Below are 25,297 nucleotides of genomic sequence, written 5' to 3' on the forward strand. Positions count from 1 at the left end.
TTAGCTGCGCGCCTTCAAGGTCGGCATGCCCAGGTTGGTTCGGCTTGCCCCGCCGCCGCTGCCGGCGGCAGGCACCGCGCAGCTCTCGGCTTGGGCGCGGTCCCATGCGTCGCCGGCTCGTGAACGACGCAGCGAATACTCTTCGAGCGTCGGATCGGAGACGAGGTGGAAGGCCGCGGCCTCGGTGATCGGCACGGTGACCAGATCGCCCGGGCGAGGCTGCTCGGCGCCTTGCGGCACGGAGAAGTGCACCAGCCGCTGGTCCTGGGCGCGGCCGGCCAGGCGGTGGGTTTCCTCGGACTTGCGTCCGGACTGCTCGGTGACCATGACTTCCACGGTGCGCCCGAGCTGCTTGGCGTTTTCTTCCTTGGCGATGCGGTCCTGCAGTGCGGTGAGCCGCTCGAAGCGTTCCTGCACCACTGCCTTGGGAAGCTGGTCGGGCAGCTCGGCTGCCGGGGTGCCCGGACGCTTGGAGTACTGGAAGGTGAAGGCGGTGGAGAAACGTGATGCCTCGACCACGTCGAGAGTCGCCTGGAAATCTTCCTCGGTTTCACCCGGGAATCCGACGATGATGTCGGTGGTGATCGCCGCCTGCGGAATCAGTGTGCGCACCTTGTCCAGGATGCCGAGGAATTTCTTCGAGCGGTAGGAGCGGCGCATGTCCTTAAGGACCTTGTCGGAGCCGGACTGCAGCGGCATGTGCAGCTGCGGCATCACATTCACGGTTTCGGCCATCGCCTCGATCACGTCGTCGGTGAAGGCGGCCGGGTGCGGGCTGGTGAAGCGCACCCGTTCCAGTCCCTCGATTTCACCGCAAGCACGCAAAAGCTTGCCAAAGGCCAGCTTGTCGCCGAATTCCACGCCATAGGAGTTCACGTTCTGCCCCAGCAAGGTCACCTCGATCGCGCCGTCGGCAACCAGCGCCTCGATTTCGGCGAGGATCTCTCCTGGGCGGCGGTCGCGTTCCTTGCCGCGCAGCGCGGGCACGATGCAGAAGGTGCAGGTGTTATTGCAGCCAACCGAGATTGACACCCACCCGGCATAAACCGATTCGCGGCGGGTCGGGAGCGTGGAAGGAAAGACATCCAGAGATTCGAGGATCTCCAATTCAGCCTTTTGATTGTGTTCGGCGCGGTCCAGCAAGGCCGGCAGCGAACCGATATTGTGCGTGCCGAAGACGACGTCCACCCAAGGGGCCTTCTTCAGGATCGTTTCGCGGTCTTTCTGCGCGAGGCAGCCACCGACAGCGATCTGCATTCCCGGTCGGCGGTCCTTGACGCTTTTGAGCATTCCGAGGTTTCCGTAGAGCTTGTTGTCAGCATTTTCACGGACCGCGCAGGTATTAAACACCACGACGTCCGCCACTTCGTCGTCGTCGGCTTCGGCTTTGCGGGCAAGCCCCGCGCCTTCGAGCAGCCCGGAGAGCCGTTCGGAATCGTGCACGTTCATCTGGCAACCGTAGGTGCGTACCTCGTAGGTGCGCGAAGGATTCTCGGTATCTGCTGGGGTCATCTCGTCGAACTCACTCACCCCTCAAGGTTACCGAATCTTCAGGGGCGCGGAAACGTAGGCATGCCTAGGAAGAAATGTGCCCACTTGTGCTGAGCGCACGGTGCGGGAGCCCTGCATCAATGACATAATCCCGGCAGCAAGAATCCACTAGTTTCCTGGTTTTCCTGAACAGCCGGGTCATTGGCTGGCAACGGAAAATTTTCGGCGATCACTGCCGGCCTAGGCGCTCGGATCAGAACCTGCTGATCTAGTTTGAGGTCTAGCTCGGGTAAACCTACTGGAACTGTTCGGGCATGGTGCCGTAGCTGTACCAGACGATGTCGTCGTCCATCGCGTTTGAGTAGGCCAAGCGCGGGAAGTCGAGCTTGCGCCCTTCAAAGGTCAGCGATCCGGCGGCGCATTCGCCCGGAGCCAGCACGCGCTCTTCGAGCTGATTGGGGGTCGGGATCCGTTCCGCGTAGATGTAGCCGCTGTCTAGCATCCTGAAGTCATCGGGTGAAATCCGGCGTTGAGTGTCCGGGGCGACGCCGGTGGCCTTGGTGTCCTCGCCCGCGCAGATATTCACGTCCACACCCACCACGTACTCTTGGCGTTCGAGGGTGGGATGCTTGATCTCAAATCCCGAGGTTGTCAGTGCCGTGCCGTTTGCCAGTTCGGCCGGTTCGGTGATGTTCAGTCGTTCGAAGACCGGACCCGCCGCGCGTTGGGTTACTCCCTGGATCACGGCGGCGCCGATGAGCACGCCGCCGACTGCCGCTACACTGCCCCACATCAGTGCCAGCCCGGTTCTGCGGCGGGTGCGCCAATGTGCCGCATCGGATTGGGTGAGCCGTGACTCGACGCGCAACCGAGGTGTCGAGTCGGCGATGCGTTGCTCGACGCGTTTACGCAGGGATTTTGCGGCGAGGTAAAGCTGCGGGTAGATGGTGAGCATGCGCAGCTTTTCATCGAGGATGAACATATTGCCCTGCGAATCTTCCAGCACTGCGAGCAAGGCCGCGGTTTCTACGGCGTTGCCTGCCGTGATTCCCGGTCGTTTCAGCCGCTGCCAGCGCTCCATGAAAATGGAGTCGCGTCCCACCACCAGCGGCGTGATCGGAGCGAACGGCCCACCCTTAAAGCCACGTGGCGCCCAAGACTTGTAGCGGCGGGGTCGCACCGGCGTCGGCAGAGACAGGTCCTTGAATACCTCAGCGGAAATAGCGGTCTTCGAGTCCGCACGCTGGGCGCCATACTCGACCAACCCGCCGTCGGGATCGACGGCCGCATGCAGAGTCCCCGAGGCGCGGATAATGATCTCGCGGATGTCGCTTTCCAACGGGCTGCCATCCGGTTCCATCCCGAGTACGGCTCGCGTACGCTGCATCGAATCGTGGACCACATCGCCGGCGTAGGCCATGATATCGGCCAGCCAGGCATCCGGGATCAACGTCATCGAGGTGGCGAAGTCGCGGATCAGCGTCCGACGCTGCTGTTCGCCGAGCATGTGGCTCAGGTGGAAGATCGCGCAGAAGTCTTCGCCCATGCCGACATGCTCAACCCCGACATTCAATTGTTCATTGACGATGCCTTGGGCGCGCTGGGCCAACTGGCGCTTGAGTATCTGGGAGGCCAGCAAACCGGCTGCGGAGCGTGGGACCAACACCGAGAGAATGACCGGAGTATTGTTTCCGTACACAGCGCCGGTGCCGTTTCCTGCGGCGGGTTGGCTGAACGGATCGAGCGTCGCGAACCGCGCGGAGGGATTCTGGGTACCATGACGTTTGGGTGTGCCATCGGCCCAGGTTGCGGTCATACGTCCCAGCGGATCGGTGCGCACCGGATAGACGTGGCCGATGAGCGAAGCATCATTGGTGTAGAAGACCGCCGGAGTGCGCCCGGAGTACGGGTTGAGTCGGGCGAAGGTCTCCCGGGCCGGTGTTTCAAGCTGTTCCGGGAAGGCCAGCAACGCGGTTAGTGCCGCAGCGTTCTTTCCGGTGCGCTGCAGAACATCGGCAGGCCAGAAGGTGTTCTCGTGTTGGATGGGCAGGGTGCCGGCCGGGATGGCCGCGGATGCGAAGAGCGCGGGCAGTCGCTTCCACGCGGCGGCTACGGTGAGGCTGTCACCACGCACGGTGAGGTCGGTGGTGTCGCTGCCCACGCGCACAAACACTTCGGGCAGCGAGCTGCGGCCCGGCCCCAGTTCCACCGGGCGGGCCAGCTCGGCGCGAATGGCTGCGACGATGGTGGCGAGGGTGCCCGAATTTTCCAGCGCCTCATCGAGCAGACCAGTTCCGAAGGTGACGCCGAGGACGGTTTGGGCGTCGATGGGCTCTTCAAGCTGCCAGTTGCTGCCATGCCACACGGCCATATTTCTTCCCCTATTTCTTCGGAACGCGGCAACCTGGGCTTGCTCCGCTATCCGTGCTGAGGGTCTTAATCTACCAAGCCAAGTACCGGTGCGCGCTGCATTGCACGGCGGGTGAGGCGGTGTTGCAGAACACAGTTAGCGGGTGCCGTAGCGCTCTTCCCATTCTTCGCGCGCCACCTTGAAGGCCATCGAGCCGTGATAGCCCTTGCGCCCGAGCATTCCTACCAGCCGGCGCAGCGCCTTGTCGCGGTCCAGGCCCATGGAGGCCGGGCGGAGCTTGGCGCGCACCAGTTCGCGGGCGCGCGCTTCCTCGGTCTCGTCGTCGATCTGCTCCAGCGCTTCGGCGGCGACTTCGTCTTCGATGCCTTTGCTGCGCAGCTCGTGGCGGATCGCGCCCCGGGCGAGGCCGCGGGAGCGGGCCCGGGCGACGACCCAGGATTTCGCGAAGCGCTCGTCATCGACCAGGTTCAGTTCGGCGTAGCGTTCGAGGACCTCGTCGGCGATGTCTTCGGGGCATTCCTTTTCCAGCAGCTTGTCTTTGAGCTGTTTGCTGGTTTTGTCGCTGGCGGTGAGCTGGCGCAGGATGATGCCTCGGGCTTTTTCTTGCCACTGGTCATCGCTGAGCTCTTCCGGCTCGCCCGATTCGCGTGCTGCACGGCGTTCGGCTCTGGCCTGCCGGCGTTCTTTTTTGGTAGGGCTTTCGGCTTCCGGGGAGTTACTGGCCACGATATTGTCCATCGCGGCGCGAAGCTCATCGACGGTTTGCGGTTTTTCCGGCTCGGCGGTGCCCTGCAGTATTTGCGTTCGCTGGCTGGACTTGGCGGGGCGTGCGGCGCGCTTGGGCGCAGGTTCTTTCAGCTGCTCCAGCTCTTGCCCGGTGGGTTTGGCCCAATCCGGCATTTGATCGAAGTCGCCCTGAAACTGCGCGGAGACGGACGTAGCGTCCGACCCGGATNNATCCGGGTCGGACGCTACGTTTCTGAAAGCCTGAGGCCACTACTTATCGCCCTCGACGATTCGCAGGTCGGCCTCTCCTTCTTCTCCGCTGTCAAGGATGCCGAGCTTGGTCAGGATCTGGCGCTCCAGTTCGTTGGCCAGATCTGGGTTGTCGCGCAGGAAGCGGCGAGCGTTTTCCTTGCCCTGGCCCAGCTGGTCACCGTCGTAGGTGAACCAGGCACCGGACTTCTTGACCATGCCGTGCTCGACGCCCATATCGATCAGGCTGCCCTCGCGGGAAATGCCGTGGCCGTAGAGGATGTCGAATTCGGCCTGTTTGAAGGGCGGGGCCATCTTGTTCTTGACGATCTTGCAACGGGTACGGTTGCCGACGGCGTTGGTGCCCTCCTTGAGGGTTTCAATGCGGCGGATGTCGATGCGCACGGAGGCGTAGAATTTCAGCGCCTTGCCGCCGGTGGTGGTTTCCGGGCTGCCGAAGAAGACGCCGATCTTTTCACGCAGCTGGTTGATGAAGATCGCGGTGGTCTTCGAGGTCGAGAGGCGACCGGTGATCTTTCGCAGCGCCTGCGACATCAAACGTGCCTGCAGGCCCACGTGGCTATCGCCCATTTCGCCTTCGATTTCGGCGCGTGGAACCAGGGCTGCCACGGAGTCGATCACGATGATATCCAGTGCGCCGGAGCCCACCAGCATATCCATGATTTCCAGGGCCTGCTCACCGGTGTCCGGCTGGGAAACCAGCAGTGCGTCGGTGTCCACGCCAAGCTTCTTGGCATATTCAGGGTCCAGCGCGTGCTCGGCGTCGATGAAGGCCGCCACGCCGCCGCCGCGCTGTGCGCTGGCTACCGCGTGCAGCGCGAGGGTGGTCTTACCCGAGGATTCCGGGCCGTAGATCTCTACGACACGGCCACGAGGCAGTCCGCCAACGCCGAGCGCGACGTCCAATGCCACCGAACCGGTGGGGATGACCTCAACGGCGGCGCGGGTGGTGTCACCCAGACGCATGAGCGAGCCCTTGCCGAAGGCCTTGTCGATTTGGCCCAGAACGGACTCGAGAGCCTTTTCCCGATCATTACTTGCCATGGTTCACCTTTGGTCATGCAGGCCATCGCGCGACCTGCCAATCAATCTTTGTACTGTATCTAGACAGTATGAGCGCCAACCGACACTTTAGACCGCTTGGGCCCGAGGTGTGGACAAACTCTTCGTGCTGCTGTTACTAGAATAGCCTAATCCGAACAGATGTTCGAAATTGCCGTGCGGTGTTTCGAATGTTTCGATTCTTCGAAGACGCCGGGGCGCCTGCGTCGCGCGCGGCTAGGCTTCCTTGGGCTCGATGTCCATGCCGAGCCAGCGCTCGGGCGGGACATCTTGCGCGCGGCAGATCGCTTCCCACACCTGCTTGGGCTTGATTCCCTTGCGTAGCGCCTGGGTGGCGTTGAGGCTGCCCAGCTCCGTCAGCGCGAGCGAGTCGGCCAGCATGTGCGAGTAGCCCGAACCAAATTCATGATCCATGTTCCGCCAGAATTCACTGTTTTTCACGAGTTGTATTCTTCCATGCATAACGCGAGGGCCCTCGCATTTGCGAAGGCCCTCGGGTCGAAAACTTAGGTCGGGATTAAACCGATGCCAGAGGTTTGCCGTTGCGTCCGTCGACGTCCATGGCGAACTCATTGGTCAGATCCAGCGGAACGGTGTCCGGGATGACCACGCCTTCGGCCAAGGCGATGCGATCGGAGACTTCACGGAGCATCAACGACAGCGGCACCTCCAACGCGGTGCAGATCGAGGAGAGCAGCTCGGAGGATGCCTCCTTCTGTCCACGCTCAACCTCGGATAGGTATCCAAGCGAAACGCGGGCGCTGTGGGAAACCTCGCGCAGGGTTCGGCCCTGGCGCTGGCGAACATCGCGAAGGACGTCACCGATTTCATGTCGGAGTACTACCATTTTGTGTTCCTCCTTCTCGGGCTGGACCGAATGGGCTTCTCCCATATCGCGCCAACGGACGACACCATTGACAGTTACGGGTTGCTTCACCATGTGTATAGCCTCTACTCCTAGGTCCTTCTCGAAAGATGCTTCTTATCCGAAGAGCCAGACCTTGCGGCCCTTCAATTCGTACAACATCAAGTTATACGCTTTTGTTCCCGACACCTTACCCTAATCACAAATATGCGACATACGCCACATTTAGACGGATTATTGTGAAGATCAAGGGGATTAATAGTATCTCGTCTCTTACTGTGAAGAAGCTTTACCCAAAATGGCAGCTAGCTGATTGATTGCAGCTTGCGTGCTTCGTTCCCGAATCTGCACCCGGTCCCCGACGAAGTGGTGAGCCACGAATCCGGAGTCCTTCCCGTGCGCCCAGCCGATGAACACCGTGCCTACGGGTTTGCCGTCATGGGCCTGCGGCCCGGCGACGCCGGTGGCCGAAACCGCCAGGTCCGCCGCGCAGGCCCGCTGGGCACCGACCGCCATCTGCCGGGCAACTTCACCATCCACCGAACCGACCTCGCTCAGCAGCTGGGTATCCACGCCGAGCAGCTCGGCCTTCACCTGCGCGGAGTAGCTGATCACTCCCCCGCGCAGCACGGCCGACGCCCCGGAGATCTCGGCCAGGGTGGCGGCGATCAGTCCTGCGGTCAGTGATTCGGCCGTGGCCAGTTGCTTGCCTTGGGCGATCGCCTGGGCGATCACCGCGGCGCCGTGGTGTTCCATGAAGTTGAACCTTTGCTAGTTGGCCTTGGCGGCGGCGCGCAGCTTGGCGGCCTTCCACAGGTATTCCAGCCCGGTGAGCACGGTGACCGCGACGGTGGCCAGCATCAAGATGAACGCGAGCGTGCCCAGCCAATCGATCGTCTGGGTGAACGGCAGCAGGTAGAGGCCGATAACCACCGCCTGCATCACGGTTTTGACCTTGCCGCCCATATTCGCGGCGATCACCCCGTAGCGGATGACCACCAGGCGCAAGAGCGTGATGCCCCATTCGCGGACCAGGATCACGATGGTGATCCACCAGTCCAGTTCACCCAGCATGGAGAGCACCACCAGCGCGGAGCCGGTGAGCAGCTTGTCCGCGATGGGGTCGGCGATCTTGCCGAAGTTGGTGACCAGCCCGCGGCTGCGGGCCAGGTCCCCGTCAAGCTTGTCGGTGTACATGGCCACCACGAACAGCCCCAGCGCCACCCAGCGCCAGAGCCCCTGCTCCCGGTCGTCGGCCAGCAGGGCCCAGACGAAGAAGGGCACCATCAGGATGCGGATGCTGGTCAGCACGTTGGCGATGTTCAGGTTCGGGACCGGGGCGTGAGCCGCGGAGTCATCGGGCTGCGGGGCGTGCGCGCTCATGGCTTTAGTTTCTTCCTGTCAGGTCCCAGGCGTCCTCGCCCGGTTCGTCGGCTTCGTCGTAGTACTCGGTGGCCGTCTCGCGCTTGGCGAGGTCTTCGGCGACCAGGTCCACCGGCTCGGCGTGGTTCACATTGGCCTCGTCGACCAGGGCCTGCTCGGCGGCGCTGGCCTGGTGGACGGCGCCGTCGTCCCCGCGCATGGCGGCGAGCACCATCGGCAGGTCATCGGGCTGGATCAGCACATCGCGGGCCTTGGACCCCTCCGAGGGGCCGACCACTCCGCGCGATTCCATCAGGTCCATCAGCCGTCCGGCCTTGGCGAAGCCGACGCGCAGCTTGCGCTGCAGCATCGAGGTGGAGCCGAACTGGCTGGTGACCACAAGCTCGGTGGCCGCCAGCAAGAGCTCCAGATCGTCGCCGATGTCCTCGTCGATCTGCTTCTTCTTCTCGGCCACCGGGGTGACGTCGTCGCGGTATTCGGGCGTCAGCTGCCCCTTCACGTGGGTGACCACGCGCTGGATTTCGGATTCGGTGACCCAGGCGCCCTGCACGCGCATCGGCTTGGAGGTGCCCATGGGCAGGAAGAGCGCGTCGCCCTGGCCCAGCAGCTTCTCCGCGCCCGGCTGGTCGAGCACCACGCGGGAGTCGGTGACCGAGGAGGTGGCGAAGGCCATGCGCGAGGGCACATTGGCCTTGATCAACCCGGTGACCACGTCCACGGAGGGGCGCTGGGTGGCCAGGACCAGGTGGATGCCGGCGGCGCGGGCCAGCTGGGTGATGCGCACGATCGAGTCTTCGACATCGCGCGGGGCAACCATCATCAAATCGGCGAGCTCGTCGACGATCACCAGGAGGTACGGGTAGGGCTTCATCACGCGTTTGGAGCCCTCGGGCGGGATCACCTTGCCGGCACGCACGCCCTTGTTGAAGTCGTCGATGTGCTTGTAGCCGAAGTTCGCCAGGTCGTCGTAGCGGGTGTCCATCTCGCGGACCACCCACTGCAGCGCCTCGGCGGCCTTCTTCGGGTTGGTGATGATCGGGGTAATCAGGTGCGGCACGCCCTCATAGGCGGTCAGCTCCACGCGCTTGGGGTCGACCATCACCATGCGCACCTCATCCGGGGTGGCGCGCATCAGGATGGAGGTGATCATCGAGTTCACGAAGGAGGACTTGCCGGCGCCGGTGGCACCGGCGACCAAGAGGTGCGGCATCTTGGCCAGGTTGGCCACGACGAAGCCGCCCTCGACGTCCTTGCCCACGCCCATCACCATCGGGTGCTCGGTCTTGCGTGCGTTATTCGAGCGCAGCACGTCGCCCAGGGCGACGATTTCCTTATCGGTGTTCGGGATCTCGATGCCGATGGCGGACTTGCCGGGGATCGGCGAGAGGATGCGCACATCCGAGGAGGCCACCGCGTAGGAGATGTTCTTGGACAGCGCGGTGACCTTCTCCACCTTGGTGCCCGGGGACAGCTCGATCTCGTAGCGGGTCACCGTGGGGCCGCGGGAGAAGCCGGTGACGTGGGCCTCCACCTTGAACTGCTGCAGCGTATTGGTCAGCGCCGCGACGATGGCCTCATTGGCTTCGGAGGCTTCCTTGGCCGGCGGGCCGGCGGGCAGGAAGTCGTCCTGCGGCAGCGTGTAGGTGACGTCTCCGGAAAGCTGGAGCTGTTCGGTGCGTTGCGGGATGGGGGCCAGCGCCGGGGCCGGGCGGGTGTGGTTGACCGCGACGGTCGGGATCGCGTCGGTCTCCGGTTCCGGCTCGGCGTTGCCCAGTCCCACCTGATCCATGATCGCGGCCATCTCGGTCTCGGCCTTGGTGGGGCGCTTGACGCCGGGCGGCGGTCCGGCGGGAGCCGCCGGCTTGGCCTCGGCGACGGGTCGGGAGATCGCCTCGGTGGCGGTGGAATCCGCGTCGTAGACGTCGGTGACCGGCAGCGCATTCGTGGCCGGTTCGTTCGGCTCGATCACCGCCTTGTCGTAGGCGACATCTCCGGTGAGTTCATCGCCGGACTCGCCGTCCACGTTGTAGACCTCGGAGACGCGCTTGGCCTCGGCCCGGCGTTCGAAGAAGCTCTTCTTCTTGGGCTTCGGAGCCGGCGCTTCCTGCTGAGCATCCGCGTAGAGGTAGGACTGGTCGTGCGACTCGGAGTTCGGATCGAGCACCGGGACCTGCGCCACGGTCGGCGCGCTGCGTTCGCGGTGCGGATCCTGGCCAAGCAGCCGGTTATAGCCGATGCGCAGCCGTGAGGCGATCTGCAGCGGCGGGGTGGCGGTGACGACCAGCAGCGAGAGCACGAGGAAGAAGATGTGCACGGCCATCGCGCCGGGAACCGAGATCAGCAGGCCCAGCGGGGTGCCCAGGATCGAGCCGACCATGCCGCCGGCGGCCCAGAGCGCCGCGAAGTCGTCGGTGACCGCAGGCGAACCGTTGGCCAAGGCGGCCAGGGAGGATCCGGCCATGGTCATCATGAACAGCCCGATGCCGATCCGGTTATTGGCCGAATCGGCTTCCGGGTAGCGGAAGAGGCGGAAGGCCCCGATAAACAAAACCACCGGCAGCAACACCGCCATGAAACCCAGCGAGCCTCCGGCCACCGAGTGCACGCCGCGGCCGAACCAGCCCACGTCGCGCAGCCCCCACCATTCGACGATGGCGACGGTGATCGCGATCAGCGTCAGGAACAGTCCGGTTCCGTCGCGGCGCAGCTCGAAGTCGGGCCGGACGGTGGCCCCGATCCGGCGGAAGGCGCCGCCGAAGATCCGGGCGATGCCCATCCACACGCTGCGAATTGCGCGCAGCGGAAGAGCGAGATCCTGTTCCGGGTTCTCGGGAGTTTTTTTGGCAGGCGAAGAGCCCGACGTCCGCGGTTTGCGCGTCGTCGGCTTCTTCGCCCCCTGCGACTGGGTGCGTGAGGCCATAGTTCTAGGGTATCTCCACCTACCGGATACCGGCTGAATTTACACGTCTCGACAGGGTTTGGCGCCAGCTAGATACTCATCACGTGGAATTGCTCCGGGGTCGAGCCTAAATGTCGGTGGGCACCGAGATACTTTCTTCATGGCCGAATTTGTCCAGTCCCAGCTATCCACTGCGCGTCTTGAACCACGCCCGCGTTCCAGCTCAATTCCCTGCGTCCCAACATCGACGCATGCCGCGTCCGCATTCCATGCTGCGTTCATTGCCTGGACGACGCCGCAGATCGCAGGCAGCGCGGAGTTCATCTACTGGATCATCGCCATTCGCAATGAGCGCCAGGAACCGACCATGCATCGGGGGCAGTCGAGTTCGCCGCGGCCGATGGCTGAAATCATCGAACACTTCGAACGGCTGCTCGGGCAGCGCAAATCAGAGACCTGGGTGGCGCTGGGGAAAAGGCATTGGTATTTGCCCAAATATCTCCAAGCCGCCGGATTCACGGTGACCCGCGGGCTCAACGACTTGAATCAAGCCTCGGGTGTGGTGCATCGGGAAGCGGAGATCGCAAAGAGAGTCCAGACCAGAGCGGCAATCCAGGCAGGAAGCGCGTTGGCGGTGCCGATGGCCATTCCGGCTCGGGGCCACAGGCCCCGACATGATCTTTCGCCGCAGCAATGGCAACCGGAGTATTGGGATCTCGCTGATCACGCGCCCTCGAGCATCGCCCTGGCGGTAGATGCCTCAACCGATCCCACCGGCGCCAGTGCGGTCGCACTGCTCAGCGAACATGGAGATGCGGTCCTCTACGGCGGGGAGTCCTTCGACACGATCAGCATGCTCGAATTTGCTGCGCTCATCGTGGCGCTGGAATACCTCGCAACCACCTCTCCGGCCAGTGCAACGATCCATACCGATTCGGCCGATGTCTATCGTGTAGCCCAGGCGCTGGCCCTTGAGGGCCGGTGCGAGACCGGCTATTGCGGCATCAGCGAGGACTCCAAGCACCGGTTCCTGCAGGCATGGAACTCCACCGAATCGCAGGTTGCCTTTGAACTGGTCAAAGGGCACAGCGGTGAAAAGCTGAATGAAGGAGCGGATCAACTGGCGTGGGCTGGGCGGGCCGCTTCAAAACGTCCGCGGGAACAGGTCGAGGCGGCGCTGATGTCCCGGATTGCAGAGATTCGCCAAGCCTTCACCGGCGGCTGCCGCTGAGCGGCAACCCCAGGGACCTTGGACGACGGCCGGCTGCGGCTTCCCCCTTGTGATTTCCTTATCGAGCACCTCGGGTGCCTCGGCACCCGAGGTGCTTTCGTTCATGCGACCAAGGGAAATTGCCTAGCTCGCGCTAGGCCGGCACTGCGTGTTCTTCCGCGGAGCTAGAGCGCCGCGGCGAGAGGCAACGGATCGGGGTGCTCATCGGCCATGCTGAAGACAAGCTGCAGGGTGCCGCGCACGGAAAACGGTTCGACGTGGATCCCGTACACCCGCAGCAGCAACTCGGGGGTGAGCACCTCCTCGGGAGTGCCGCTGGCCACTGCCTGGCCGTTTTCGAGCATAACCAGCTTCGTGCAATAGCGGGCGGCCAGGTTCAGGTCGTGCAGCACGACCACGGTGGTGACCCCCAGCTGCCCGACCATGCGCAGCAGCTCATGCTGGTAGCGGATGTCCAGGTGATTGGTCGGCTCGTCCAGCAGCAGGTGGTCCGCCTGCTGGGCCAGGGTGCGGGCCACCAGCACGCGCTGCTTTTCACCGCCCGAGAGCGTGGCGTAGCGGCGGTCGGCCAGATCCCGCGCCCCGACCCTGCTCAGCGCCGCGGCCACCGCCTGGTGGTCCTCGCGGGTGAATGCCGCCAGCGCCTTGCGGTGCGGGGCGCGGCCGAGCAGCACCATGTCGGCGACGGTCACCGGCAGGTCGGTAGGCGTCTCCTGGGCGACCACGGCCACCCGGCGGGCCAGCTCGGTGCCGCGCAGCTCCTCGAGGGGCTGCTCGTCCAGGGTGACCAGCCCGGCGCGCGGGCGCAGCGCCGCATACAGGGTGCGCAGGAAGGTGGACTTGCCGCTTCCGTTCGGGCCAATCAGCCCAACGACCTCTCCTTGCCCGGCATGCAGGCCGACGGATTTCACTACCAGCTTGCCGCCGTAGCCCACGGATACATCGGTGGCTGTGATCATGCTCTATGCCCCTTTCGGTGGTTGGTTGTCATTGGGTCGGGTTCAGCTTGCGCACCAGCACGAAGAGCAGCGGGGCGCCGAGCAGGGCGGTGACGATGCCCAGCGGCAGCTCCTGCGGGGCCATGGACGTGCGGGCGAGCACGTCGGCCCAGACCAGGAAGATCGCGCCGAGCAGGGCGGCCACCGGAAGCAGCTTGCGGTGTGTGGAGCCCACGCACAGCCGGGCGATATGCGGGATGATCAGCCCGACGAATCCGATGCCGCCGGAGGCCGCGACCAGCGCGCCCACGCACAGCGCGGTCACGATCATCACCGCCGCGCGCAGCTTCGCCGGGGAGATCCCCAGCGTCTGCGCGGTGGAATCGCCGATGGCCAGCGCGTCCAGCGGGCGGGACCAGAGCAGCAGCAGCGCCAAGGTGCCCAGCACCACCGCCCAGGTGAGCAGCGCGGACTGGCCGGTGGCCTGGCCGAGCGAACCGAGCGTCCAGAAGAGCACCGAGCGGCCCGCGTTCGGGTCATCGGAGGCGAAGATCAGCAGCGAGGTCAGCGCGTGCAGCACGTAGCCCACGGATACCCCGGCGAGCACCAGCCGGGTGGAGGTCATCTGCGAGCCGACCCGGGCCAGCAGGAATACCGCAATCCCCGCGGCCAGCGCCCCGGCGAAGGCGCTGCCGGCCAGCGAAGCCGAGCCGATGCCGGCCGCGGTCCCGAAGAGGATCGAGGCCGCTGACAGCGTGGAGGCCCCGGAAGTCACCCCCAGCAGGTAGGGTTCGGCCAGGATATTGCGGGTCAAGGCCTGCAGGGCCACCCCGGCCAGCGCCAGCCCGGCGCCAACGGCGGCGCCCAGCAGCACGCGGGGCCCGCGCAGCAGCAGCACGATGGATTCCTCGGAGTCGGTCCAGGCGCCTATCATTTGGCCGCCGGACAGATGCTGGCGCAGGATCTGGAGCACGGTGCCCGCCTCGATGGCCACCGGCCCGAGGCCCACGGCCACCGGCAGGGTGATCAGCAGCGCGCCGAGCAGCCCGGCGATCCACAGCCAGGTGTGCCGGGTGCGTTTGCCGTGCTCCAGGTCGTCTCCGGTGAACACCAGCGGCGCCGCCGGTGGTGTTGCGCCGCGCGGTTCGCGCAGCGCGGGATCAAGTTGGGTCATGGTTGCCTTTCCAGCGATTCGTCATTCGTTGCGGTGCGCAGCGTCAGCGCGGCAATCAGGGCAAGCAGGGTGAACCCGCCGAGCACTGCGGCCGCGGCCAGATATCCCGCCGTACCCAGCGCCGCCCCGGCGGCGCCCGCGCCCAGAGACAGTCCCAGTGACATGCCGGCGGCGTTCAGGCTCAGCGCGGTGCCGCGCACTTGCCCGCAGCGGCGTACCAGCAGGGTCATCACCGCGGCGGAGACCACCGCATGGCTGGCCGAGAGCACCGCGGTGCACAGCATTGCCAGCGGCAGCACCGGGGAAAGATACACCCCGAGCAGGGCCAGCAGCGCCGCGGACAGGGCGATGCACATCACCGCCCGGGTGCGCCGCTCGGAGTCCTCGGCGTTCAGCATCCGTCCGGCCAGCAGATGCCCGAGGAAAAAGGATCCTCCGCTCAGCGACCAGACGAAGGCGAACCAGCCGGTGGATAGCTGGAATTTGTCCGCATACAGCGGGGCGAGGAAGGCCAGGTGCCCCATGAGCGCGCCGGCCCGCCCGAAGGAGACCAGCAGCAGGGCGCGCGCCCCGGGGATGGCGGCCAGCGTGCGGAAGGCGGCCAGGTAGCCCAGCCGCGGGGCCGGTTGGGCCGGCTGCCCCGCCCCGGGTTCCGCCCGGCCGTAGCGCAGCAGCGCGGGCACCAGCGCAAAGGAAGCGATGGCGATGGCCACGAGGTTCCCCTGCCAGCCCCACCACAGCGCCGGCAGCACCAGCAGCGGCGCGCCCACCGTGGAGGCCAGGGTCTGGGCGGTCATCACCAAGGTTGCGGCGCGGCCCGCGGCGGGAGTGTTCCCGAAGCGGTCCGCCGCGGCGGTGGACAGCGCCGGGTAGAGCAGCGCGTTGGATACGCCGGTGGCCAGGCAGAAGGCGGCCAGCGCGGCGAGCCCGGAAAAGGTCCCGAGCACCGCGGCGATGCCCAGCAGCGCCAGCGCGGCGGCGGCCACCCGTCCCGGGGCGATGCGCCCGATCAGCGGGGCCAGCGCAACGCCGGTGAGCACCGCGCCGACGCCGGCCAGCCCGCGCAGCGAGCCGACCTCGGCATAGCCGGCTCCGGCCCAGTCGGCGATCGGCACCAGGAAGGTGGAGAGCACGGTGAAGGGCAGCAGGCCCACGGCCGAGGCCAGCAGGGCCGGCCAGATCTCGGCGATGATCTTCCGTTCGCCGGGCAGCTTTTCGTTGGTGTCCAATTCGGTCTCGCTCATGAGGCCCTTCCGATCCCGGCGCGGATCATGCCCAGGTCTTCGCCGAAGTCCTGCACGGCGAAGTCCGCGGAGCGCGGCTGGGCGCCCAGTCCCTGCGCCGCCTGCGTCAGCGCGCTCTCGTAGGCGGCCAGCAGGCGGTCGATCATCGGGCAGGGCACCGCCAGATGCCGGGCGAGACCTTGGATGATCTTGGTGCGGTAGTAGTCTTCCTTCGGCATCCGCGGCACGTCCCAGTGGCCTGCGTCGTTGCGGAAGATCGGCCGGATGGGAATGGCCGAGAAATCGAAGTAGCGCCCGTGGGCGTCCGGTTCGGAGAAGGGGTCCACGAGCAGCGAGGCGTAGCGCACGTAGACGAGGTACTCCTGATGGATGGCCGGCAGCTGCTCGAATGCGGCCACCTGCTCCGGGTCGATGCTCTGCGGGTGGACCGGGTAGCCGTCCTGGAGCATGAAGGCCAGCAGGTTGACTCCCTTCCCGCCCAGCGCGGTGACGATGGCCGAAAGCTCGCGCCACTGCTGGACCATGGCGTGGATCATGGATGGGGTGACCGGCCCCTCGGGGTAGAGCTTGTAGACGTACTGCGTCGGCGGCTCCGCGGCGAACACGGCGCGCAGCGTGACCTCGTTCATGAACAGTGCCGGATGCACGTACAGCGAGATGTTCCGCGCCTCGGCTTCGGCCGGCAGGCCGAGCACCGCCAGCTCGGTGCCCGCCGCCTCATGCACGGCGCGCAGCCGTTCCAGTCCCGGCGAGATGCCGCGATTCGATGCGGCGTAGATGCGGACCTTGGCTCCGGCGGTCAACACCGCAGCGCCAGGGTGTCCCTGCGGCCAGCGGGTGTCGCCCAGGTAGCTGGAGAAGCTGATCACCTCCGGATCCGCGCCCCGGGCGTTGGCGTATTCGCGCACCAGTGCCCCGGAGCCCATGGTGGGCGAGAGCAGGACGATGCGTTCGAACCCGGCCAGCACCTCACCGGCCAGTTGGCGCAGCACCGGGAGGTAGGCATCCGCAGTGACCGCCAGGAGCAGCGTGTCCCATTCCCCGGCCACCGATCCGTACCCGTGGAAGACGTGTTCGATCTGTGCTTCCCCGGCCAGTGCCGCGTGGGCGAGGTTCTGCACCTCGGCGCGCACGGTGCCCGCAGTTGTCTCCAGCGCGGCGAAGAATGCCGCCGCGCGCTGCGATTCGCGGCCCGCAAGGCCCAGGGTCCCGGGGAGCCGCCCGAGCAGCACCGCGCTTTGCACGGCCACCGGACCGGTCCCGGCGATGAGGATATTTCCCAATTCGTCCATCTGCTAAACGTCTTTTCCTATTGAGCGCTGCTTCACGTACAGCGCGATGTCGAATACCTGGTCCGGCTGGCGGATGATGTCGACCAGCCGCCAGAGCGCCGGGTCGACCTGCTGCATCGGGTAGTTGAACAGCGATTTAAGCCCGTCCCCGAAGCGCATGGCCACCACGATGTCCTCGCGGGTCAGCGCATGCATCTGGTGCAGCAGCTCGTACTTCACCGGAACCGTGGAGCTGATCACCACGTGGGTGGCCTGCGCGGTGAAGTCCAGCTCGTGGAGCGCGCGTTCCTCCAGCCCGATGTCCAGGCCCTCGCCGAGCTGGGCCACGACCCGGCGCCCGAGCGCAATGGACTCGGCGTCGATGTCGATCCCGAGCGCGGACGCGCCGGTGCGTGAGGCGACGTTCAGCAGCGTCATCGGGAAGGATCCCGAGCCGACGAGCAGCAGCTTGGAATCCCCGGTCAGCGCGACGGCCCCGAATTCCTTGGCGATGCAGGATTCGATATTGGCAAAGTATCCCTCCGCTCCCACCTGCCCCTCCAGCAGCCGTAGCGCGCGGTACTTCTCGATGACCGCCACGCAGCGCGCCGACTGGCAACGCAGTTGGTCCACCAGCTCATCGGTGCCGGCGGCCGCGGCAAGCTGGGCGAAGGGGGGCACGTTGCCCGGATCGGTGACGAAGCGCGCGTAGTCCGCCAGCAGCTCCTCGAGCTCGCCAGCGTGCCGGGTCGAGCCGTCGTAGCCGTCGGCCGCCGCGCTGAAGTGGCGCAGGAAGCCGCGCAGCGTGGCCAGCATGGCCTGCGCACCGGAGCTCAGCTCCGGGCTTGCGCCAATCGATATTTCAGTCATGGATATATGCCCTCCCCTCGGCCACGATGGCCACGTGTCCGGCGACGCGCAGCCCGGTTATCGTTCCGGAGCCGTAGTCGGCTTCCACGTCCATGGTGCCGCCGGGTTGCCGTACGCTGGCGCAGACCGGAGCGCGGTTCTTCGCGGCCAGGTACGCGCCGAGCGCGGCGGTTCCCGAGCCGCAGCTGCGTTCCCAGAGCAGGCTGCCCAGTGCGGGCACGTTGATCAGCGGGTCCAGCGCCCCGCGCGCCGGATCGTAGAGCATCACCCCGGCAACGGAGACGCCTTCGCTATTGCCCAGCTGCAAAGCCGCCTGTTCGGCGTGCTCGCGCAGCCCCTGGCCGTGGCCGGCGCATTCAATGACAAGGTGCACCGAATCCGCATACCGCACCAGGGCCGTTCCCGAGCGGGCTCCCGGGGACGGGTAGGGTTCGATGCTCAGCGGCAGCGGGCTGTCCAGCTGGCAGCGGTAGCCCGAATCCCGGGGCTCGACTCGGCAGCTCAGCAGCTGATCGGCGCCCGAGGCTTCTACAAAGAGTTCAACCCGGCCGGTCTGCCCCTGCTTCGAGGCGTGCAGCGCCGCCAGCGCCATCGCGGCGTTGGCGCAGAATTCGTCCCCTGCCATGTGCAGGCGCAACTGCGCCGCGGAGGATTCCGCCGGCAGGATGAACCCGACCTGTTCGGCATGCAGATGCTCGGCGCGCAACAACTGCTCCGCGATGGTGCGGTACTGCCGGGGCGGATGCTGGCTGGTGACCAGCACGGTGGTGTTGGATGTCGGGCTCAGCTTCGCGAAGTCCACTTCGGTGGTGCCCCTGGCCGCAGTGGAACGCGCGTATCTGCGTGCAGGCAGCGCGGAGGCGCGCCGGCGGCCGGTGTGGCGCGGGGTCCGGCGCAGCTGTGCTGACTGGCTCATGGGGCGGACAGCCGGTCCGCGAGCAGCTCCACGCCGTCCACGGCCAGCGGGCCGGGTGAGGAATAGTAGTAGTTCAGCGGCACCACGGCCGCGTCCTCCTCGATGGCAGCGAGGCCATCGAGCTCGGGTCGATCGCGCAGCGCCTGGAGCACCTCCTGGTCGGTTTCCAGTGCCGAGGAACCGGTAGGCAGGTACATCGCGAAGACCTTGTCGGCGGCGCTGGCGATCAGTTCCTCCGTGGAAGGGTCGAAGTAGCGCTTGGGCACATCGCCGAAGACATTCTCCAGGCCGAGCAGCTCCATCTGCTCCGAGACCAGCGATTCCCCTCCGTAGGATCCGAGGCCGCCGGCGCTCGGCACGTAGAGGGACAGCGCGCGCTCTCCGCTGCCCTGCTCAACGCGCGCCGCGGCGGCCGCTACACGCTCGCGCATGTCCTCCACCGCATTCTCGGCCGCCTGATCGGTGCCGAACAACTGGCCGTAGGACTGCACGTCACGGTAGATCTGCTCGAATCCGCTCACTCCTCCGGTGGAGCGGTCTTCGAATCCGGCGCAGTAGCCGCTCACGGTCAGCATCTGGACCCCGGCCTCGTCCAGTCGTTCGGCCAGGGAATCCAGATCGACTCCGGCTGCGATATCGGTGCCGATGACCACGTCGGCTCCCGAACCGAGGATCATCTCGTAGGAGACGTCGTGCGAGTCCTCCGTGATCCGCTCGGCGTCCTCCACCACGGCCTTGGTGGCCGCGTCGAAAGGCACCTCCAGGCTGCCAGCGTAGTGCGTCAGCTTGTCGCCCGCTCCAGCTGCGGACAGCAGCGCCGGGGCCTCCGAACCGACCGCGAGCACGCTGCGCGGTGCCGCGTCGAACACCACCTCCCGGCCGCAGCTGTCCAGGGTGATGCTGCCGGCGGCCGATTCATTCTGCGCGCTGTTCACGGTTCCGCCGGGGACGGCGCAGGCGGTGGCCACGGCCAGGATGACGGCGGGCATGGCCACCATCCAAGGATTGATTCTTCTCATAGATCATTGCTCCATTCGGTGCGGCCAGGGCGGGGACCTTAGGTCTCTGAGTACGCCTTTTAGCCAACAATCGTAAACACTAATGAGAATCATTCTCAAAAGTCAAAACGATGACGGCCCGCCGTCTCCTTGAACCCACGCCAGCCCCGCTCGCCCGGATAGGCCGCAGCGCACCTCGGAACAAAAATAGATCGCCCGCCGTACCCGGNNCCGGGTACGGCGGGCGATCTCCTGGATATCCAGCCTAGAGAGGATCTGGCATTAAAGCCCTTCAGCGGTCAGCCAGGCCGAAGCGATATCGGCGGCCGACTTCTGGTCAACGGTGCTTTTCACATTCAGCTCAACCAGGGTCTCGGCACTCAGCTTTTCGCTAACCGGGTTGAGCACCTCGGCGAGATCCGCTGACAGCTCGGCGGAGACCACCGGAACGACGTTCGAAGCCAGGAACAGCGACTCGGGGTCTTCCAGCACCACGAGATCTTCGGTCTTGATGCGCGGGTCGGCGGTGAACACGTTGGCAATGTTCACCGTGCCGGCGACCAGATCTTCAACGGTGGTGTCGCCGGTCCCGGAGAAGTCAGCCTTCACCCCATAGACGCTTTCGAGCCCCTTAGGGCCATAGGGGCGTTCGGCAAGCTCCGGTGGCCCGCCGAGGGTCAACGGCTCGCTAACATTCGCCAAGTCCTTGATGGACTTCAGGTTATTTTCCTCAGCAAACGCCCGGGTCACGGTGTAGGAGTCCTGGTCAGAGGCCTCGGCCGCTTCAAGGACCGCCAGAGAATCCGGAAGCTCCGACGTCAGCTCGGTGTAGACCTCATCGGCGGCACGCGCTTCGGTGTCTTCCTTGAAGAATTGCAGCAGATTGCCGGTGTACTCGGGGAACACATCGATACTGCCCTCTTCGAGCTGAGGCATGTACGCGTCCCGCTGACCAATGCTGTACTTGCGTTCCACCTCTTTGCCGGCACCTTCCAGCGCCTGGGCGTAGATCTCGGCAACGATCTCATTCGAGTAGTAGGCCTGCGAGCCGACAACAATCGTTTCTCCGCCGCCTTGTTCGGCGTTGCTCTCGGTTGCCAGCGGGTCTCCCCCTGCGCAACCAGCCAAGACAAGACTGCCGGCCAGCATTGCGGCTGCGCTCGGGATGGTGCGTTTCAGTTTCATGGCTTTTCCCTTTCCTGGGATGTCGAGTGATCTATTTTCGGGTTTGCATCTTCACCGGCGGTTTTGTCTGGGGCGAGCTTGCGCGGTGCCTTCTTCCTAGCTTTTCCCAGGCCCTCCGGAACTGCCGTCTTTTGAATCACGGCGAACAACAGGTCCAGGAGCAGCGCAAGCACCGCCACCATGAGCGCTCCGCCGAGAACCATGTCGAAGCGCCGCAGATTCAGCCCGGTAATAATTGGCAGGCCCAGCCCGCCAAGGTTCACGTAGGCCGCGATGGTCACCGTTGCGACCACTTGCAGCATGGCTGACCGGATTCCGCCTACGAGCAGCGGCAGGCCGAGCGGGATTTCAACCTTGAAGAGGATCTGCCACTCGGTCATCCCCATGGCCCGAGCCGCGTCAAGGGTCTTGCGGTCTATGGCTTCAAACCCCGTATAGGCTCCGGCCAGCAGCGAAGGGATGGCCAGTAGAACAAAGGTGACAATGGCTGCTTCGGGTTTGTGCAGCACGCCAAAGAGCAGCACCAATAAGATCAGCAGGCCGAAGGAAGGTATCGCGCGGGCGACACCCGCGGCGCCCACGGCGATCTCGCGCCCAATGCCGGTGTGCCCGATCGCCCAACCGGCAGGGATGGCAATGACACCTGCGAGGAGCACCGCCACCACCGTGAACAGCAGATGCTGGCCAAGCAATGCCTGCAGTCCCCCGCTGCCTTCCCACTGTTCTGGCGCGGAAATCCATTCAATTGCCTTGGCAATCAGGTTCATGGCGACACCCGCGTTCTGGCCGCATGCGTGGCTTTTCGCTTTGGTTGCTTAATTTGACGTGTCCAAGGCATCAGCCATCGTCCGAGGAGGACTAAGAACAAGTCGATGGCCAGGGCAATCAAGGCCACCGCAAGGATCCCCGAAAAGACTTCTTCGATGATGCGCCGCTGGAGGCCGTTCGTGAACAGGTATCCCAGGTTCGTCACACCCACCAAGATTCCCACGGTCGCTAGCGAGATGGTGCTGACCGCGGTGACGCGCAGTCCGGCGAGAATCACCGGACCGGCAAGCGGCAGGTCCACCGCGAAAAACCGGCGCCCGGGCCCGTAGCCCACGGCAGTTGCGGCCGCGCGCGCGGCAGGGTCTACGGAGTCCAGTCCGTCCACGACGCCGCGGACCATAATCGCAATCGCGTAAATGCTCAGTGCCACGATCAGGTTGGCTTCACTGATCGCGCTCATTCCGGTGAGCACAGGCAGGAGCATCAGCAACGCGAGCGAGGGGATGGTGTAGAGCAGGCCGGTGGTTGTCACAACCGGTCCGCGAACGATTCGAAATCGCCAAGCTACCCAGCCCAGCGGGATGGAAAGCAGGAACCCGATGACGATCGCTATCAGGCTCTGCCGCAAGTGCTCTAGCGACAGCGACCCGATGAGTCCCAGATTCTCGAGTATCCAGTTCACGCCTTGGATCCGTCCTCGACGAGTCTTCCCTGGGTCCGGCCTTGGGAATCCACGAGCACGGCACCGTGGGGCGTATTTTTGACGCTCAGTGCTCTGGCTCCACGGTCTGTGCCGATGAAGGAAGCCACGAACTCGTTGGCTGGGTTTTCAATGATTTCGCTCGGGCTACCCACCTGCAGCTTCTGCGCACCGGCGGACAGGATCACCACCTGGTCGCCGAGGAGGAATGCCTCATCGATATCATGGGTGACGAAGACAATCGTCTTATCAAGTTCTTGTTGCAGCCGAATCAGTTCCTGCTGCAGTTCGGCGCGCACAATGGGATCGACGGCACCGAAGGGCTCATCCATGAGCAAAATATTCGGGTCAGAAGCCAAGCCACGGGCCACTCCGACACGTTGCTGCTGGCCTCCGGATAACTGGTGCGGGTATCGGTCAGCCATGGTTGAGGGCAGGCCTACGGTCTCCATAAGTTCCAGTGCCCGGGTTCGGGCAACCTTGCGAGATTTGCCTTCGAGCCGGGGAACCGTGGCGATGTTCTCTGCCACGGTGAAATGCGGGAGAAGCCCCGAGTTCTGCATGACGTAGCCGATACTGCGGCGCAGGCCCACCGCGGGCTTTGTGGATACATCCTGGTCGTCTATGCGGACCGTGCCGGCACTGGGGTCAACCATGCGATTGATCATGCGCAGCAATGTCGTCTTGCCGCAACCAGAGGAACCCACGAATACGGTGGTGCGATGGGCTGGAATCGTCAAGCTGAAGTCCTCAACAGCCGTGGTGCCGTCTGGATAGTGCTTGGAAACGGTATCAAATTCGATCATGCACTGTTGCTCCCCACTAGCTCGTTGTGATCAGCTGCGTCGTGCCTGTGCATACATTGGCTCCTTGCGGTGGCGTTGAGCCTAATTCTGCCCTAAAAATCCGATGACGGCACGGCAGACTACGAACTGATTTTCACTCGATCTTCGAGACAACATGCACTAAACCTTCAAGCCACATTAGGATCGACATAAACATAGTTACTACTTTTGGAGGAATATCTTGCTTATCCCCGCCGTTGCCCTAGCTTCCCTCTCGCTGACCACCGGGATATTAACGGCCTCTGCGCCAGCAGTGACTGGCCCCGAAACAGAAATACTGACAGAAATGTGGGATTCGGTGCTGACCCTCGATGCGGCCACCGGGCTAGCCCTTGACGAAAACATGCAGCAGGAATGGGTCTCAATGACGGTCGTGGACGTCCAAACAGGAAAAATTCTAAGTGAGACTACACTGACTCCTGGGCATGCAGGAACTCCGGTCCAGGTTCCGATATCGGTTCTTCCGCTTCGAGATCGCTTGGGCTGGAATTAGTCGCTTTTCGTAGAAGACGGAATGCTCCGACCTCCACAACCTTTCGCTGGACGGAGCTTTGCCTGTTTCCATCGCACGATCATCGTTCTGATAAGCGCCACGAAGGACAGCGGGATCACCATTGCCCCGGCAGCCAGCGATAGATCAGCGGTGATTCGGAATACTCCAGCCTCAGGGAAAACATCGCTCAGCAGCAGTGCCCATATGGTGCTTGGAATAATTCCCAGAGCTAGCGAGAGCAACGTGAACAGCAGAACGCTCACCCGAGTTGAAACGACGAATCCAAGGAACGCCATCAACCCAGCGAATCCGAGCCACGGCAGCAGCGGGAAACTCAGTGCAAACCACAAACCCGCGTCGAGATAATTCCACCAAGGGGCACGGGCAAGCAACGGATCCACGACAAGAAACAAGATCGCCCATCCTGATCCGCAAAGCAGCGGCAGAAATCGCCATTTGTTTTTTGTTATCAGTTGATTGTTCCCGACACCGCGCGTTTGCTCAGAGATCTCCACGGATTCGTTCCTGTCGGGTTTTGAAAGTCTTAGTGATTGGACCTGCACCGAGGAGATGCGCTTCGATTGGAGCCTTGCCTATTCCGCGGGCGCTCCCGGCCGTGGCCGAATCGAAGATGCTGCCCTTCGTTGCGCTAGCCCACGAATGCTCATCCACGCGATAGCGAAGCACAGTATGAGGAAGGCCAAAGCAGATGCAAGCCCGGATACGAGGTCCAGCGCTTGGGAGAAAATTGCGCCGAGCGCCAGTACCACGAAGACCCCGCCGGCGGCGGAACCGATCGCGCCCATCAGAGCCTGGGAGTTTCCGGTAGCGGCGGGTCGTTTCTTCTCACGAATCGCCAAGGCGATGGTTGCCCCCGTGGCGGGAAAGACCGCGGCGATCGCGCCGATCCACGCGCCGTTGGCCAAGGCCAGCACCAGACCCCCACCAATGCCGGACAGCGAGAACGGTGATTCCTTAGCCAGAATTGGCCAGAAAATTGCGGCGCTGAGCGCGGCGCCAAAAACAATGCCGGCCAGGATCGCCAGCCCGAAGAGCGGCAAAGTGAACGATTCGGCCTTCTGCCCAGCAATTTTCACCATATGGTGATCATATGCGATTGCTATTTGACTTGTCGATATTTAATGCGTTGCAGTGATACGTCAGTCTATGCCGGTTAGTCGTTCAGGTCGTTTGCGCCACGGACCCGAGCTTGGCGATCAGGGAATCCCGCCGCTGCCAGTAGCCGAGCGGGCCCAGCGTGGGTGGCAGCAAGCTGGCTGAACGCTGCGCGCGGAGCGTTAACATGGCTCTTCCCAGATGAGGGTGTAGGTCGGCCGGGCGCGTCGGTCCGCAGATAGACGTCGAGGTCTCCCGACGATGGAGGTTCCTACGCCATCCATCCGAAAGACCTCGACGTGACCGACGCTACCCCGCCGGCCGGCTTCGGCCGCCCTGACCTGACCGCCTTCGCGTCTCATCCCAATCGACCCTGATCGGGTCTGCTGATCCTCTCGACGAGAACGCAGCGACATCATAGCCACCCAACCCCGACCGTCCGGGAAGCCGGGGCACGTCGCATGGCCTGTGCTGCGGGCGT

At 64.4% G+C, this 25,297-nt stretch carries 25 protein-coding genes; 2 read left to right on the forward strand and 23 right to left on the reverse strand.

What is annotated here, in order from left to right; all coding sequences use genetic code 11:
* The 9 genes from miaB to CIK76_RS15675 all read right to left on the reverse strand — a co-directional run bounded on the left by miaB (position 1) and on the right by CIK76_RS15675 (position 11,088).
* Positions 1-1,512 (reverse strand): tRNA (N6-isopentenyl adenosine(37)-C2)-methylthiotransferase MiaB, encoded by a 1,512-nt coding sequence (miaB, locus tag CIK76_RS15635; protein ID WP_096288306.1) that lies wholly within the window; start codon positions 1,510-1,512, stop codon positions 1-3.
* A 274-nt stretch (positions 1,513-1,786) separates the two neighbouring features.
* Complete coding sequence (locus CIK76_RS15640) at positions 1,787-3,862, reverse strand: hypothetical protein (RefSeq protein ID WP_096288093.1); 2,076 nt, start codon at positions 3,860-3,862, stop codon at positions 1,787-1,789.
* A 135-nt stretch (positions 3,863-3,997) separates the two neighbouring features.
* Positions 3,998-4,762, reverse strand: coding sequence for a regulatory protein RecX (locus tag CIK76_RS15645; RefSeq protein ID WP_096288095.1), 765 nt, complete (start codon positions 4,760-4,762; stop codon positions 3,998-4,000).
* A gap of 96 nt (positions 4,763-4,858) precedes the next feature.
* The gene (gene recA / locus CIK76_RS15650) at positions 4,859-5,902 is read right to left on the reverse strand and encodes a recombinase RecA (RefSeq protein ID WP_096288097.1); all 1,044 of its coding nucleotides are present in this window, start codon (positions 5,900-5,902) and stop codon (positions 4,859-4,861) included.
* Positions 5,903-6,136: 234 nt separating this feature from the next.
* Positions 6,137-6,361, reverse strand: a complete 225-nt coding sequence (locus CIK76_RS15655; RefSeq protein WP_096288099.1) for a DUF3046 domain-containing protein — start codon at positions 6,359-6,361, stop codon at positions 6,137-6,139.
* Between the two features lie 76 nt (positions 6,362-6,437).
* Positions 6,438-6,860 (reverse strand): helix-turn-helix transcriptional regulator, encoded by a 423-nt coding sequence (locus CIK76_RS15660; RefSeq protein WP_096288101.1) that lies wholly within the window; start codon positions 6,858-6,860, stop codon positions 6,438-6,440.
* Positions 6,861-7,058: 198 nt separating this feature from the next.
* On the reverse strand, positions 7,059-7,541 hold the full coding sequence (locus CIK76_RS15665; RefSeq protein WP_096288103.1) for a CinA family protein: 483 nt from the start codon (positions 7,539-7,541) through the stop codon (positions 7,059-7,061).
* 15 nt (positions 7,542-7,556) lie between these two features.
* Positions 7,557-8,168, reverse strand: coding sequence for a CDP-diacylglycerol--glycerol-3-phosphate 3-phosphatidyltransferase (gene pgsA, locus CIK76_RS15670; RefSeq protein WP_096288105.1), 612 nt, complete (start codon positions 8,166-8,168; stop codon positions 7,557-7,559).
* Positions 8,169-8,172: 4 nt separating this feature from the next.
* A complete protein-coding gene (locus tag CIK76_RS15675; protein WP_096288107.1) occupies positions 8,173-11,088 on the reverse strand; it encodes a DNA translocase FtsK in 2,916 nt (971 codons plus the stop codon).
* Positions 11,089-11,227: 139 nt separating this feature from the next.
* On the opposite strand from CIK76_RS15675, the gene CIK76_RS15680 reads away from it, so the two are divergent.
* A complete protein-coding gene (locus tag CIK76_RS15680) occupies positions 11,228-12,298 on the forward strand; it encodes an RNase H family protein (protein WP_096288109.1) in 1,071 nt (356 codons plus the stop codon).
* A 164-nt stretch (positions 12,299-12,462) separates the two neighbouring features.
* On the opposite strand, the gene CIK76_RS15685 is transcribed toward CIK76_RS15680, so the two are convergent.
* The 11 genes from CIK76_RS15685 to CIK76_RS15735 all read right to left on the reverse strand — a co-directional run bounded on the left by CIK76_RS15685 (position 12,463) and on the right by CIK76_RS15735 (position 23,168).
* The gene (locus tag CIK76_RS15685; protein ID WP_096288111.1) at positions 12,463-13,257 is read right to left on the reverse strand and encodes an ABC transporter ATP-binding protein; all 795 of its coding nucleotides are present in this window, start codon (positions 13,255-13,257) and stop codon (positions 12,463-12,465) included.
* Between the two features lie 28 nt (positions 13,258-13,285).
* Positions 13,286-14,410 (reverse strand): iron ABC transporter permease, encoded by a 1,125-nt coding sequence (locus tag CIK76_RS15690; protein WP_176484254.1) that lies wholly within the window; start codon positions 14,408-14,410, stop codon positions 13,286-13,288.
* A complete protein-coding gene (locus CIK76_RS15695) occupies positions 14,407-15,654 on the reverse strand; it encodes an MFS transporter (protein WP_096288113.1) in 1,248 nt (415 codons plus the stop codon). The genes CIK76_RS15690 and CIK76_RS15695 overlap by 4 nt, the downstream gene beginning before the upstream one ends.
* On the reverse strand, positions 15,651-16,946 hold the full coding sequence (locus CIK76_RS15700) for an opine metallophore biosynthesis dehydrogenase (RefSeq protein WP_096288115.1): 1,296 nt from the start codon (positions 16,944-16,946) through the stop codon (positions 15,651-15,653). Before CIK76_RS15700 ends, CIK76_RS15695 begins: the two co-directional genes overlap by 4 nt.
* A 3-nt stretch (positions 16,947-16,949) precedes the next feature.
* Positions 16,950-17,795 carry an SAM-dependent methyltransferase gene (locus CIK76_RS15705; RefSeq protein WP_255248508.1) on the reverse strand — a complete coding sequence of 282 codons (846 nt, stop codon included), beginning with the start codon at positions 17,793-17,795 and terminating at the stop codon, positions 16,950-16,952.
* On the reverse strand, positions 17,788-18,711 hold the full coding sequence (locus CIK76_RS15710; protein ID WP_096288117.1) for a diaminopimelate epimerase: 924 nt from the start codon (positions 18,709-18,711) through the stop codon (positions 17,788-17,790). The genes CIK76_RS15705 and CIK76_RS15710 overlap by 8 nt, the downstream gene beginning before the upstream one ends.
* Complete coding sequence (locus tag CIK76_RS15715) at positions 18,708-19,730, reverse strand: ABC transporter substrate-binding protein (RefSeq protein WP_096288119.1); 1,023 nt, start codon at positions 19,728-19,730, stop codon at positions 18,708-18,710. The genes CIK76_RS15710 and CIK76_RS15715 overlap by 4 nt, the downstream gene beginning before the upstream one ends.
* Positions 19,731-19,991: 261 nt before the next feature.
* Positions 19,992-20,894 (reverse strand): ABC transporter substrate-binding protein, encoded by a 903-nt coding sequence (locus CIK76_RS15720; protein WP_096288121.1) that lies wholly within the window; start codon positions 20,892-20,894, stop codon positions 19,992-19,994.
* The gene (locus tag CIK76_RS15725) at positions 20,891-21,661 is read right to left on the reverse strand and encodes an ABC transporter permease (RefSeq protein ID WP_096288123.1); all 771 of its coding nucleotides are present in this window, start codon (positions 21,659-21,661) and stop codon (positions 20,891-20,893) included. The genes CIK76_RS15720 and CIK76_RS15725 overlap by 4 nt, the downstream gene beginning before the upstream one ends.
* Positions 21,658-22,344 carry an ABC transporter permease subunit gene (locus CIK76_RS15730; RefSeq protein WP_096288125.1) on the reverse strand — a complete coding sequence of 229 codons (687 nt, stop codon included), beginning with the start codon at positions 22,342-22,344 and terminating at the stop codon, positions 21,658-21,660. The genes CIK76_RS15725 and CIK76_RS15730 overlap by 4 nt, the downstream gene beginning before the upstream one ends.
* Positions 22,341-23,168 carry an ATP-binding cassette domain-containing protein gene (locus tag CIK76_RS15735; protein WP_096288127.1) on the reverse strand — a complete coding sequence of 276 codons (828 nt, stop codon included), beginning with the start codon at positions 23,166-23,168 and terminating at the stop codon, positions 22,341-22,343. Before CIK76_RS15735 ends, CIK76_RS15730 begins: the two co-directional genes overlap by 4 nt.
* 220 nt (positions 23,169-23,388) lie before the next feature.
* On the opposite strand from CIK76_RS15735, the gene CIK76_RS15740 reads away from it, so the two are divergent.
* Complete coding sequence (locus CIK76_RS15740; RefSeq protein ID WP_141393589.1) at positions 23,389-23,700, forward strand: hypothetical protein; 312 nt, start codon at positions 23,389-23,391, stop codon at positions 23,698-23,700.
* Here CIK76_RS15740 and CIK76_RS15745 read toward each other — a convergent pair.
* The 3 genes from CIK76_RS15745 to CIK76_RS19925 form a co-directional block, all read right to left on the reverse strand.
* Positions 23,697-24,215 (reverse strand): hypothetical protein, encoded by a 519-nt coding sequence (locus CIK76_RS15745; protein ID WP_096288131.1) that lies wholly within the window; start codon positions 24,213-24,215, stop codon positions 23,697-23,699. The two genes, CIK76_RS15740 and CIK76_RS15745, sit on opposite strands and share 4 nt — an antisense overlap.
* 78 nt (positions 24,216-24,293) lie before the next feature.
* A complete protein-coding gene (locus CIK76_RS15750; protein ID WP_096288133.1) occupies positions 24,294-24,800 on the reverse strand; it encodes a hypothetical protein in 507 nt (168 codons plus the stop codon).
* Positions 24,801-24,882: 82 nt separating this feature from the next.
* The gene (locus CIK76_RS19925) at positions 24,883-25,005 is read right to left on the reverse strand and encodes a hypothetical protein (protein WP_255248509.1); all 123 of its coding nucleotides are present in this window, start codon (positions 25,003-25,005) and stop codon (positions 24,883-24,885) included.
* Positions 25,006-25,297: the final 292 nt, after the last annotated feature.

It is taken from the genome of Glutamicibacter sp. BW80, assembly GCF_002332385.1.
GTDB lineage: Bacteria > Actinomycetota > Actinomycetes > Actinomycetales > Micrococcaceae > Glutamicibacter.

Excerpts from the sequence above, each read along its gene's own strand:
- miaB (WP_096288306.1), bottom strand. The coding sequence starts at position 1,512 with ATGACCCCAGCAGATACCGAGAATCCTTCGCGCACCTACGAGGTACGC.
- CIK76_RS15640 (WP_096288093.1), bottom strand. The coding sequence starts at position 3,862 with ATGGCCGTGTGGCATGGCAGCAACTGGCAGCTTGAAGAGCCCATCGAC.
- CIK76_RS15645 (WP_096288095.1), bottom strand. The coding sequence starts at position 4,762 with ATGCCGGATTGGGCCAAACCCACCGGGCAAGAGCTGGAGCAGCTGAAA.
- recA (WP_096288097.1), bottom strand. The coding sequence starts at position 5,902 with ATGGCAAGTAATGATCGGGAAAAGGCTCTCGAGTCCGTTCTGGGCCAA.
- CIK76_RS15660 (WP_096288101.1), bottom strand. The coding sequence starts at position 6,860 with ATGGTGAAGCAACCCGTAACTGTCAATGGTGTCGTCCGTTGGCGCGAT.
- CIK76_RS15665 (WP_096288103.1), bottom strand. The coding sequence starts at position 7,541 with ATGGAACACCACGGCGCCGCGGTGATCGCCCAGGCGATCGCCCAAGGC.
- pgsA (WP_096288105.1), bottom strand. The coding sequence starts at position 8,168 with ATGAGCGCGCACGCCCCGCAGCCCGATGACTCCGCGGCTCACGCCCCG.
- CIK76_RS15675 (WP_096288107.1), bottom strand. The coding sequence starts at position 11,088 with ATGGCCTCACGCACCCAGTCGCAGGGGGCGAAGAAGCCGACGACGCGC.
- CIK76_RS15680 (WP_096288109.1), top strand. The coding sequence starts at position 11,228 with ATGGCCGAATTTGTCCAGTCCCAGCTATCCACTGCGCGTCTTGAACCA.
- CIK76_RS15685 (WP_096288111.1), bottom strand. The coding sequence starts at position 13,257 with ATGATCACAGCCACCGATGTATCCGTGGGCTACGGCGGCAAGCTGGTA.
- CIK76_RS15690 (WP_176484254.1), bottom strand. The coding sequence starts at position 14,410 with ATGACCCAACTTGATCCCGCGCTGCGCGAACCGCGCGGCGCAACACCA.
- CIK76_RS15695 (WP_096288113.1), bottom strand. The coding sequence starts at position 15,654 with ATGAGCGAGACCGAATTGGACACCAACGAAAAGCTGCCCGGCGAACGG.
- CIK76_RS15700 (WP_096288115.1), bottom strand. The coding sequence starts at position 16,946 with ATGGACGAATTGGGAAATATCCTCATCGCCGGGACCGGTCCGGTGGCC.
- CIK76_RS15705 (WP_255248508.1), bottom strand. The coding sequence starts at position 17,795 with ATGACTGAAATATCGATTGGCGCAAGCCCGGAGCTGAGCTCCGGTGCG.
- CIK76_RS15710 (WP_096288117.1), bottom strand. The coding sequence starts at position 18,711 with ATGAGCCAGTCAGCACAGCTGCGCCGGACCCCGCGCCACACCGGCCGC.
- CIK76_RS15715 (WP_096288119.1), bottom strand. The coding sequence starts at position 19,730 with ATGAGAAGAATCAATCCTTGGATGGTGGCCATGCCCGCCGTCATCCTG.
- CIK76_RS15720 (WP_096288121.1), bottom strand. The coding sequence starts at position 20,894 with ATGAAACTGAAACGCACCATCCCGAGCGCAGCCGCAATGCTGGCCGGC.
- CIK76_RS15725 (WP_096288123.1), bottom strand. The coding sequence starts at position 21,661 with ATGAACCTGATTGCCAAGGCAATTGAATGGATTTCCGCGCCAGAACAG.
- CIK76_RS15735 (WP_096288127.1), bottom strand. The coding sequence starts at position 23,168 with ATGATCGAATTTGATACCGTTTCCAAGCACTATCCAGACGGCACCACG.
- CIK76_RS15750 (WP_096288133.1), bottom strand. The coding sequence starts at position 24,800 with ATGGTGAAAATTGCTGGGCAGAAGGCCGAATCGTTCACTTTGCCGCTC.
- CIK76_RS19925 (WP_255248509.1), bottom strand. The coding sequence starts at position 25,005 with ATGTTAACGCTCCGCGCGCAGCGTTCAGCCAGCTTGCTGCCACCCACG.